Here is a 9,643-nt window from a genome sequence, read left to right as displayed (position 1 = left end):
ATGACGCGCGAATCGAACAGGGCGCCGCCATCTTCCATGACCAGGCAGGGCACCTTGCCCAGCGGGTTGTACGTTTGGATCTGCGTGTCGGCGGACCAGACGTTTTCGAGTTCAAGCCGGTAATCCAGCTTTTTCTCGGCCATGACGATACGCACCTTGCGTACGTATGGACTGGTAAGCGAGCCGATCAGTTTCATGGATTCACAAGCGGAGTCGGAAAGCGGCCGAAGTATAGCAGGCCGTATGACGGCCAAACCGTCCGCGGGACGGAATCGCACCCAGTTTGCCACAATGTTGCGCGGCCCTGAATGATAAAATCCCCGGGTTTTCCCCTCCGCAGCTTTTTCCTTCCCAGACCATGCAAATCGCCGATCAGCTTAGCCAACTTAACGCCCTTTCGCCACTGGATGGCCGATACGCCTCCCGCGGCGACGCGCTGCGCGGGCTGCTCTCCGAGGCCGGTTTCATGGCCCACCGCGTCGAAGTCGAGGTGGCCTGGCTGGTGGCGCTGTCCGACGCCGGTCTGCCGGAATTGCCCGCCTTCTCCCAGGAAGCCCGCGCCCGCCTGCAACAGCTGGTGCGTGACTTCTCCGAGGCCGATGCCGCCCGCATCAAGGACATCGAACGCGTCACCAACCACGACGTCAAGGCGGTCGAGTACTGGCTCAAGGAAAAGGTCGCCGATCACGCCGAACTGGCGGCCGCGGCCGAATTCATCCATTTCGCCTGCACTTCCGAAGACATCAACAACACCTCGCACGCGCTGATGCTGTCGCGCGCCCGCAGCGAAGTGGTGCTGCCGCGCCTGCGTGAAATCGCCGCCAAGCTCAACGACATGGCCGTGGCCCAGGCCAACCAGCCGATGCTGTCGCGCACCCACGGCCAGCCGGCCAGCCCCACCACGCTGGGCAAGGAGTTCGCCAACGTCGCCGCGCGCCTGAACCGCGCCATCGCCGCCATCGAAGCGGTCGAGCCGCTGGCCAAGCTCAACGGCGCCACCGGCAACTACAACGCTCACCTGTCGGCTTATCCGGAAATCGACTGGCCCGCCTTCAGCCAGCGTGTGCTGGCCGGCCTGGGCCTGACGCAGAATCGCCACACCATCCAGATCGAACCGCACGATTGGATGTCGGCGCTGTTCGACGCCATCGTGCGCGCCAACATCATCGTGCTCGATCTGGATCGCGACATCTGGGGCTACGTGGCCCTGGGTTACTTCAAGCAGCGCCTGAAGGAAGGCGAGGTCGGTTCGTCGACCATGCCGCACAAGGTCAACCCGATCGATTTCGAGAACTCCGAAGGCAATCTGGGCCTGGCCAACGCCGTGCTGCGCCACCTGTCCGACAAGCTGCCGATCTCCCGCTGGCAGCGCGACCTGACCGACTCCACGGTGCTGCGCAACCTGGGCGTTGGCCTGGGCTACTGCCTGGTGGCCTGGGACGCCTGCATGCGCGGCCTGGGCAAGCTCGAAGTCAACGCCGCCGCCATCGATGCCGACATCGACGCCTGCTGGGAAGTGCTGGCCGAGCCGGTGCAGACCGTCATGCGCCGCTATGGCCTGCCGCAGCCGTACGAACAGCTCAAGGCCTTGACGCGCGGCAAGGGCATCACCGAGGAAGCCCTGCGAGAATTCATCCAGGGCCTGGCCCTGCCGGACGAACCCAAGGCGCGCCTGCTGGCGATGACCCCGCGTTCGTATATCGGTCTGGCCGCTGATCTGGCCCGGGCGGTATAGTCGCCACGCCGCGCGTCAGGCGCGCGGCATTCTTGTTGTACTTACGGGAGATAGCAATGAAGAAGTTGTCCACGCTCGTCGCGCTGGCCTGTATGACCGCCGGGCCGCTGCTGGCGACCTCCGCCCAGGCGCAGTTCGCCAAGCCCGAAGATGCCGTCAAGTACCGCCAGTCGGCGTTGTCGCTGATGGCCTCGCACTTTGGCCGCATGACGCCGGTGATCAAAGGGCAGGCCCCTTACGACGCGGCCCAGATCAAGGCCAACGTCGAGGTGCTCAAGACGCTGTCGGCGCTGCCGTGGGCGGCTTTTGGCGCCGGTACGGAAGGCGGTGATGCCCGCCCCGAGATCTGGAGCGACGCGGCCGGCTTCAAACAGAAGCAGCAGGCTTTCCAGGACAACATCGTCAAGCTGTCGGCCGCCGCCGATGCCGGCGACCTCGACAAGCTGCGCGCTGCCTTCGGCGATGTGGGTGCAAGCTGCAAGGCCTGCCACGACGCCTACCGCAAGAAGAAGTAAGCCGGCATGGCGCCCCCGCCCGGGCGTCTGCCTACAAGCCAAAGCCCCTCTCAAGGGGCTTTTTTTATTGATACTCGCGGGCGGCGCGCGCCGTCACGACCTAGGAAAAGGACATGTCCGCCGCGATTTCCAGCGACCGGATCCACAGCACCAGGCCGGTGACACAGGCCCCCAGCACCAGCGCGCGCAGCCAGATCGCAATGCCGTCCTGGGTTGGTGGCGTACCGGCGGGAACGTCTTTTGGGTCGACATTGCCGGTGATGATGGCGCGCACCAACCGCTTGCGGCGCACCAGGGCGTACCAGACCACGGCCAGCAGGTGCAGGGCGACCAGACCAATGATGACCCATTCATTGAGCTTGTGCCACGAGGTCAGCAGACTGGCGGTGGACTCGCTGACATGGCCGAACAGCGGACCCTGCGTCATGATGTCATCGGTGGTGAACAAACCGCTCACGGCCTGGAAACCGATCACCAGGAGCAGTGCCAGCACCGACAGCGCGCCCAGCGGGTTGTGGCCGGCGGGCGCTGCCGCGCCCTTCAGGTAGTTGGCGACCGCGTGCGGTCCGCGCACGAACTGGGCGAAACGCGCGTAGCGCGGGCCGACAAAGCCCCACAGTACGCGGAAGATGATCAAACCCAGCGCGACGCAGCCGAATCGCACGTGCCAATCCATGTAAAGACCGCCCAGCTTGACGCTGACGAAGGCACCGACGATACAGACGACGAGGGCCCAGTGAAAGAGGCGGGTGGGAAGATCCCAGATGCGGATGGCAAGCCGGTTGTTTTGCATGATGGTCTTGTCTTGACTGCGTTGCTCGCGACTTTATCACGCACAAATGAAACCGCCGCGGGGTGACCGCGGCGGATTTGCGCTGGCTCAGCGAGCAGCGCGGCGCACCGGTTCGATGCGATGCACGTGCTCGTGACGGAAGCGGATACGTTGGCCCGGCACCTTCTGTGCGGCCGCTCCGCACGCCACGACTTCGGTGGTGTACGTGGTCGTGCCGTCGATCGGCGCGTTGAAGATCACGGCGGCACGGATGGCCGGGCCGTGGGCCGGTTGCAGGTAAACGATATCGCCGATATGGATCGGCATGTTGTCCAGCTTGGTATGGGCCGGGCGTCGGATCAGATCCGAGGTAGTGAAACGGGTATTCATCATGTTGTGTTCTCTTTCAAGTTCTTGTTATGGGGATTGCCGCGTAATGCATGTCGCGAAGAAGGGCCGTGGCGCTGTCGCGCTCCGCGTCCTTCGTGCGCGCCGGGTCATACATGACATTAACGCGTTTCCGCCACCGATCCTTTGCGCATTCTCATGGTTTGCAGGCGCGCCGGACTGGCTGCGGGGGGGGGGGGCGGTACCGGGCCGAGCCCGGAAATCGCTGCCGGGTCTCCCGTCATCAGTGATGGGGGGCGGGCCTGGCTGGCGGTGGCGTGGCAACGCCACCGCGGGTCGACTGCAGCGGATCAGCGCTGCGCTGGATATTTTCCGAACAGACCGGACTCGGCGGCGTGCTCGGGGCGAAGTTGTCTGACTCGTCCAGGGGCGTCGTGCTATCGACGGGCCTGGCTGGCCGGCAACGGGGCATGTCAAGGAAAAGTGTTAGGCCTGATGGATCGGGCCCGTGCTCTGCGTTCTTAGGGTTATGTGTCGCAGAATAAGCGGAAAAAAGCTCGGCCTCGATACGAGGGGTCAAGGCCTTTGACCAAAGAGCCCTTGCAGGCTCAACTCACAAGTATATGGATAACGCGATGGTTTGGCAAGATATTATTGGGAGTGCTCATCGCGGGGCCCCGGGGGCCGGGCCGGTTCCGAGCCCTTTTTGGGATAGAACCGGCCTTCCGGCAGCGCCTTGGCGGAACACTCCGGCGGCGCAGGAACCCACGGCTCAGTGGGTCGCTGGGCGGGCCTGGCGTTGGGCCTCGATGATCAGCGCTTCCAGGCGCGGCGACATGCGCAGAGCGACCTGAGCGGCGGTCGAGCCGTCCGGGCGGGTGTCGGTCTCCAGCGCCAGTTCAATGCGTTCGCCATCGAAGGCGTCCGGAGCGGCCTGGATCTCGACGTAGCGTTGCATCAGTGCATCCACGGCTTTCTGGGCATCGGCCAGGGCTTCTTCGCCCAGATGCCCCGGGCGCAGGTACTGGTTGGCCACGCGCGCCAGGTCGTCCATGAAAAACAGCAGGGCGGCGGCGCCGCGGCAATCGGGATGGGCAAAGCCCCAGGTGGCGGGGGAGGCGTTTTGGGTCATTCAGGAGGAACGGTTAAAGATGGGGGCGGCCGGCGAGGGCCGTTGAACCGACATTCTAGGGGCTGTCGGCCCGGCGTGGGGGGGGCGCACCGATCAAGCCGGCGCCGGAGCTCCCTCGGCGTCGCCCGCTTGAGGCATACTTGGCGCCCCATGATCAGACTCGCACGCTCCACCGATCTGGCATTCCTGCCCGATATCGAACGCTCCGCCGCAGAACGCTTCCAGGGAACCGCGATGGCCTGGGCCGCCGCCGGCGACCCCTTGCCGCCCGCCGACCTGGCGCAGGCCGCCGCCGCCGGCCTGCTCTGGGTGGCATCGGGCGACGACGGCCTGCCGGCAGGGTTCGCGCTGGCCCAGCCGATGGACGGCGACCTGTTCCTGGCGGAAATGTCCGTGGCCCTGCCGATGCAGGGGCGGGGGCTGGGGCGGGATCTGCTGCGCGCGGTGGTCGAACACGCGCGCGCCGCGCGCGTCTATCGTGGGGTGGCGCTCACCACGGATCGAGAGCTGCCCTGGAATGGGCCGTTCTACCGGCGCCAGGGCTTTGCCGAAGTGCCCGACGCGCAACTGGCGCCCGCCCTGCGCGCGCGCTTGCGGGCCGAGGCCGACGCCGGCTTCGATCCGGCGCGCCGCTGCGCGATGCGCCTGACGCTGCCAGGCTGAGTGATCGCGCCTGCGTTGTCGCGCCTGTGTCATATCGATTCGATGGCAACAAAATCCGCCCGCCGGCGGCCCGCGCGGGGCGCTTCGGGATAATCTGGCCAGGGCACGCCGGCCATCGGCCCGGCGTCTGGAATGCAAGGCGTTGTGCAAGGAGGAAGGGCATGGCACTGTTGCGGATCTGCCTGGCCAGCCTGGCGGCGGCCGCGATGCTCGCGCTGGCCGCATGCGGCAATCGGGAACCGCAGGAACGGGCGGCCTTCATCAGCCTGTTGCAGAGCCGGCTCGCGGCGGGCACGCTGGTGCCGATCGGCGCCCTCAGCGCGGCCGAGAAGGAGGCCGTGGGCCGCTATGACGATGCCTATGACCTGATGGTCGATTTCCAGGCCGCCATGGCCAAAGCGGCACAGCGGCTGCGCCCGGTGTTGGCGGCGGAACGCATCCAGTCTGTCGACGACATCGTGCGACGGCGCGAGGCGCTGCAGGCCGCGCGCAAGACCCTGGCCGATAGCGCCGGCGCCTTGCAGCAGGCCAAGGCACGCGCGGACAAGGCGAGGGGTGCACTGGAACTGGCGCCAGACCTGGCGCCCGTCTACGACGGAGTGTATGACGAGGCGGTCACGGCGCCAGCGGCCGAGTTCATGGGCGCGGCTGCCGGCATGGACACGGTGGCTCGCGACGCGCTGGGCGTTGCGGATTTCGTCTCTGCCAACGGCGCCAGCATCACGCTCGAGGACGGGCAGGCCAAGGTCGCCACGCCCTCGTTGCAGCAAGCGCTCAACCTGCGGCTGCAAGGCCTGAATGCGCAATCGCAGGCGCTGGAGCAGGCGCGCGCGACCCTGTCGCGCGCGGCGGCGGGGAGCTGATCTTCCTGCGGGTCGATTCACGGAGCAGGCGTTGCTGGCGGTGACAATCGTAAGGAACGGGAGGCGGCGCCGCTTTGTACAATGCGGGTCTCGCGGTCATGCCGTGCCTTGGACGGAACATGAGTCAATCTTCCAGCTTGCACTATCGGACCTTCCTGCTCCTCCTGGTGGTCGTTTCCCTTGCTTTCGGCTGGTTGCTGTGGCCGTTCTACGGCGCCGTTTTCTGGGGCGCCATTCTCGCCATCCTGTTCGCGCCGTTGCAACGCCGCCTTGTGCCACGTATCGGCGGGCGCCGCAACCTGGCGGCGCTCATCACGCTGGTGTTGGTGCTGCTGCTGGTGATTCTGCCGCTGGTGGTGATCAGCGGCTCGCTGGTAAGCGAGGGAGCGAACCTCTACCAGAGCATCAAGTCCGGGCAGATCAACTTCGGCGCCTACTTCCAGCAGGCCATGGAGGCGCTGCCGCCGTCGGTGCATGACGTGCTGGCGCGCTTCGACCTGGCTGACATTCCCAGCCTGCAGGAAAAGCTGAGCGCCGGCGCAATGCAGGCCAGCCAATTCCTGGCAACGCAGGCGCTGAGCATCGGGCAGGATACGTTCCAGTTCGTGATCAGCTTCGGCATCATGCTGTACCTGCTGTTCTTCCTGCTGCGCGACGGCCCGCAACTGGCCCAGCGCGTCAAGCGCGCAGTGCCGCTGAGCGATGCGCACAAGCAGCACCTGTTCCGCAAGTTCACGACGGTGGTGCGCGCCACGGTCAAGGGCAATATCGCGGTGGCGGCATCGCAAGGCGCCCTGGGCGGCATCATCTTCTCCATTCTTGGCATCCAGGGCGCGTTGCTGTGGGGGGTCATCATGGGCTTTCTGTCGCTGCTGCCCGCGGTGGGCGCGGGACTGATATGGGCGCCCGTGGCGATCTATTTCCTGTTGACCGGCGCCACGATCAAGGGCGTGGTGCTGATCGCCTTTGGCGTCCTGGTGATCGGCATGGTGGACAATGTGCTGCGTCCGATCCTGGTGGGCAAGGACACCAAGATGCCCGACTATGTGGTGCTGATCTCGACCCTGGGCGGCATGGCTTTGTTCGGTCTGAACGGTTTCGTGATCGGTCCCTTGATCGCGGCGCTGTTCATGGCAAGCTGGGACCTGTTCTCGCCCTCCGAGGACGTCTCGGTGACACCGGCCGGCAAGCCGGTGGCGCCGGCTCCCAATTCCGCATCCAAGGTCTCGTCCACCCAGGCCGACTGACGCCGCGACAGGCCGGGTGCGCCGGGTTCCTGTCCGTGGTCAAGACGGCGTCAGGGCGGAGCGTGTAAGGTGGTGGTGGCTGGCTCGTCGGGGCCGGCCCCGTGTTCGCGGCGCTGCCAGGTGGGCGGCGCCGCCAATTTCTCCAATGAGGAGCGCGTTGGATATGGACTGGAAACTGCACAAGTCGGGCTGGATCGAAGAGCGCAACTTCGACATCGAATTCGCCGAAACTCCCGAGGGCTATCGCGTCCGTGTTCGCGTCTTCGGCTTTCCGGTGCTGGAAGACACGCGCAACGCGTTTCCGAACGAAGCGCTGGCGGAGAAGGGCGCGCTGACCCTGCTCAAGAGCCAGTTCGCAGGCACCCCGGATCTGGAAGAGAAGTAAGCGCCATCCGGGCCGCGGCGCGGCCCGGATGATGCGACCGGCCCGTGTCCCATGAGGCCGGGCGGGTGCCCACTCAGCGCAGCGGCATTCGTTGCCCGCCCACGACCAGGTCGCGATCCTGGCGCGGTTCTGTGTGCACGCGACCCTGCGCCAGCGCGCCGCCGATGTCGATGTCCGGCTCGCCTTCCGCCTTGCGATGAGTCTTGGACCCAACCATGCGCCAGGTGTCATCGCCCAGCCGCTGATAGCTCAGGAACGTCTGGTAGCCTGTCGTGTTGGCGTCCACGCGCGGCGGCACGTACAGGACCAGGTCATCCGCACCGGGGGCGGTGATATCGGCGTGGATCAGCCAGCAGCGGGCAGCGTTCAAGGCAGGATCGGCGGGGGCGGCGGAAGCGGCCTGCTCGGCGTTCACGCAGCGATCCAGTTCGAAGGGGCTTTGCTTAGTGGCATAACGCCACCAAGCATCCGGCACCGGACTGCCCGCGGGGTGGACCTGCAGGCTGCTCGGCTTGACCAGCGTGGCGGCCAGGCCGGATTTGCGCGGACCCCAGTCGTAATACTTGCCTTTCAGGGCATCGGCGGCGGCGATCGCGATCCGAGGGGATTGCGCCTGGGCGGCGCCGGCGGCCAGCGCGTGTACCGCCCGCCGGCCATATTCACCGCGATCGTTCGCGGCCGAGAGATAGCTGAATTCCTCGGGAGCCACGCGACCGTCGATCAGGCGTTGCACCTGGCTGCTGATCTCGATGCGCTCGGGACTCAGGAGCGGGGTGTTCACCAAGGCCAGCATGAGCAGCGCGCAGAGGGCCGCGACGATGTTGGTGCCTCCAAGAATCGTGTGGAAGCGTCGCGGCGCCAGCGCCGCCCAGGCATAGCCCACCGCGTACAGCGTCAACAGGATCGCAGCGTAGACCCCCCAGGTTCGCGGCACGGTCCAGCCGTATTGCCCGATGCGCACCAGCAGTCCGTACAGGGCCACCAGCGCGAGCGGCAGCAGGCCGCACGCCGCAACACGCAGCGCCGCGCGCAGGCGTGGACCGAAGGGTGGCGCCTCGGGGCCATCCTGCCAGGCGGAGTTGATGAGCTTGATCCACAGCGCGCTGAAGGCGATCAGCGCGCCCGCGGACAGGGCCCCGGCCCGCAGGTCCAGTGCCAGCCGGGCCGTCAGCGCCAGCACGAAGGCGATACCGACCAGCGCCACCAGGGGCAATAGCCACGCGGTGAGCGTGAGCCAGGAGCGCTGCAGCGTGTCCGCCAACTGCGGGCGCCGATGCACCCCCACCAGGCTGAGCGCCAGCGCCACCGGCATCACGGCGAGCACGAAGCGCTTGGATTGCACGACCTTGCCCACCGCCGCGATGCCGATCATGCCGAACATGGCACTGGCGGCCCAGCACAGCAGCCAGACCGCCAGCGTCAGGCCGCCGGCCAGCGCCAGCTTGACGGTATTGCGCCAGGCGGCGCGGAACACCGCGGGGTAATTCCAGCCGGGCTGGGAGGGATCCAGGGCCTGGATCAACGGCAGCAGCATGAAGCCGCTGGCGGCCGTGATCAGGGTCGCCGTGGCGCGCGCGCCGCTGTCGTTATACGGCAGGGGCTGCGAGCCCAGCAGCGGCATCAGGCCATACGCATGCAGCGCGGGCAGGACCAGGGCATAAGCCAGCAGGGCCAGCAGCCAGCGGCCGCCGGCATTCATGCCCGCCAGCATGGCGCCCGCCAACGGCACCAGCCAGATCCATTGGATCGCGAATAGCGTGACGGGCAGGTTGCGCCAGGGCCAGACACGGTTCAGCAGCGCGGTATGCAGCGCCAGCGCCAGCAGCGCGCCGAGCACGCCGTACAGCAGGATTGTCTTCTCGGGGGCGGACAGGCGGGAGGGGGAGGCCATGGTGGTCAGAAGTCTTCGCTGCGCCAGACCTTCAGCACGCGGCCGAAGACCTCGAAATCCATGCCTTCGGTGATATCCCAGGCATCGTACTT

The 9,643-nt window shown here is 66.6% G+C and carries 11 protein-coding genes; 6 read left to right on the top strand and 5 right to left on the bottom strand.

Annotated elements, in window-relative coordinates; all coding sequences use genetic code 11:
• A partial coding sequence (locus ACN6PJ_RS30605) for a glutathione S-transferase N-terminal domain-containing protein (protein WP_427999406.1) occupies positions 1–197 on the bottom strand: 197 nt, incomplete at its 3' end.
• Between the two features lie 161 nt (positions 198–358).
• On the opposite strand from ACN6PJ_RS30605, the gene purB reads away from it, so the two are divergent.
• Together purB and ACN6PJ_RS30595 are read left to right on the top strand one after the other, a co-directional pair.
• On the top strand, positions 359–1,735 hold the full coding sequence (gene purB / locus ACN6PJ_RS30600) for an adenylosuccinate lyase (RefSeq protein ID WP_427999405.1): 1,377 nt from the start codon (positions 359–361) through the stop codon (positions 1,733–1,735).
• A 56-nt stretch (positions 1,736–1,791) separates the two neighbouring features.
• The gene (locus ACN6PJ_RS30595) at positions 1,792–2,250 is read left to right on the top strand and encodes a c-type cytochrome (RefSeq protein ID WP_427999404.1); all 459 of its coding nucleotides are present in this window, start codon (positions 1,792–1,794) and stop codon (positions 2,248–2,250) included.
• Between the two features lie 100 nt (positions 2,251–2,350).
• Here the strand turns inward: ACN6PJ_RS30595 and ACN6PJ_RS30590 are convergent, their stop codons facing one another.
• The 3 genes from ACN6PJ_RS30590 to ACN6PJ_RS30580 all read right to left on the bottom strand — a co-directional run bounded on the left by ACN6PJ_RS30590 (position 2,351) and on the right by ACN6PJ_RS30580 (position 4,502).
• Entirely contained in the window at positions 2,351–3,043 is a 693-nt protein-coding gene (locus ACN6PJ_RS30590) for a cytochrome b/b6 domain-containing protein (RefSeq protein WP_427989483.1), read from the bottom strand.
• A gap of 87 nt (positions 3,044–3,130) precedes the next feature.
• Positions 3,131–3,412, bottom strand: coding sequence for a hypothetical protein (locus tag ACN6PJ_RS30585; protein WP_427999407.1), 282 nt, complete (start codon positions 3,410–3,412; stop codon positions 3,131–3,133).
• Between the two features lie 730 nt (positions 3,413–4,142).
• Positions 4,143–4,502, bottom strand: a complete 360-nt coding sequence (locus tag ACN6PJ_RS30580) for a hypothetical protein (RefSeq protein WP_427989484.1) — start codon at positions 4,500–4,502, stop codon at positions 4,143–4,145.
• Between the two features lie 150 nt (positions 4,503–4,652).
• Between ACN6PJ_RS30580 and ACN6PJ_RS30575 the strand changes: the two genes are divergently transcribed.
• The 4 genes from ACN6PJ_RS30575 to ACN6PJ_RS30560 all read left to right on the top strand — a co-directional run bounded on the left by ACN6PJ_RS30575 (position 4,653) and on the right by ACN6PJ_RS30560 (position 7,660).
• On the top strand, positions 4,653–5,165 hold the full coding sequence (locus tag ACN6PJ_RS30575) for a GNAT family N-acetyltransferase (protein ID WP_427999403.1): 513 nt from the start codon (positions 4,653–4,655) through the stop codon (positions 5,163–5,165).
• Positions 5,166–5,326: 161 nt separating this feature from the next.
• The gene (locus ACN6PJ_RS30570) at positions 5,327–6,028 is read left to right on the top strand and encodes a DUF3053 family protein (RefSeq protein WP_427999402.1); all 702 of its coding nucleotides are present in this window, start codon (positions 5,327–5,329) and stop codon (positions 6,026–6,028) included.
• A 119-nt stretch (positions 6,029–6,147) separates the two neighbouring features.
• Entirely contained in the window at positions 6,148–7,275 is a 1,128-nt protein-coding gene (locus tag ACN6PJ_RS30565) for an AI-2E family transporter (protein WP_427999401.1), read from the top strand.
• A gap of 163 nt (positions 7,276–7,438) precedes the next feature.
• Positions 7,439–7,660 (top strand): hypothetical protein, encoded by a 222-nt coding sequence (locus ACN6PJ_RS30560; protein ID WP_427989488.1) that lies wholly within the window; start codon positions 7,439–7,441, stop codon positions 7,658–7,660.
• 73 nt (positions 7,661–7,733) lie between these two features.
• Here ACN6PJ_RS30560 and ACN6PJ_RS30555 read toward each other — a convergent pair whose 3' ends face one another.
• A complete protein-coding gene (locus tag ACN6PJ_RS30555; protein ID WP_427999400.1) occupies positions 7,734–9,551 on the bottom strand; it encodes a DUF4153 domain-containing protein in 1,818 nt (605 codons plus the stop codon).
• Between the last annotated feature and the right edge of the window lie 92 nt (positions 9,552–9,643).

Source organism: Achromobacter sp., assembly GCF_050285585.1.
Lineage (GTDB): Bacteria > Pseudomonadota > Gammaproteobacteria > Burkholderiales > Burkholderiaceae_B > Achromobacter.
This window is presented reverse-complemented; position numbering and strand designations above follow the sequence as displayed.

Bases quoted from the DNA above. Each gene is read 5' to 3' on its own strand.
- purB (WP_427999405.1), top strand. From the start codon at position 359: ATGCAAATCGCCGATCAGCTTAGCCAACTTAACGCCCTTTCGCCACTG.
- ACN6PJ_RS30595 (WP_427999404.1), top strand. From the start codon at position 1,792: ATGAAGAAGTTGTCCACGCTCGTCGCGCTGGCCTGTATGACCGCCGGG.
- ACN6PJ_RS30590 (WP_427989483.1), bottom strand. From the start codon at position 3,043: ATGCAAAACAACCGGCTTGCCATCCGCATCTGGGATCTTCCCACCCGC.
- ACN6PJ_RS30585 (WP_427999407.1), bottom strand. From the start codon at position 3,412: ATGAATACCCGTTTCACTACCTCGGATCTGATCCGACGCCCGGCCCAT.
- ACN6PJ_RS30580 (WP_427989484.1), bottom strand. From the start codon at position 4,502: ATGACCCAAAACGCCTCCCCCGCCACCTGGGGCTTTGCCCATCCCGAT.
- ACN6PJ_RS30575 (WP_427999403.1), top strand. From the start codon at position 4,653: ATGATCAGACTCGCACGCTCCACCGATCTGGCATTCCTGCCCGATATC.
- ACN6PJ_RS30570 (WP_427999402.1), top strand. From the start codon at position 5,327: ATGGCACTGTTGCGGATCTGCCTGGCCAGCCTGGCGGCGGCCGCGATG.
- ACN6PJ_RS30565 (WP_427999401.1), top strand. From the start codon at position 6,148: ATGAGTCAATCTTCCAGCTTGCACTATCGGACCTTCCTGCTCCTCCTG.
- ACN6PJ_RS30560 (WP_427989488.1), top strand. From the start codon at position 7,439: ATGGACTGGAAACTGCACAAGTCGGGCTGGATCGAAGAGCGCAACTTC.
- ACN6PJ_RS30555 (WP_427999400.1), bottom strand. From the start codon at position 9,551: ATGGCCTCCCCCTCCCGCCTGTCCGCCCCCGAGAAGACAATCCTGCTG.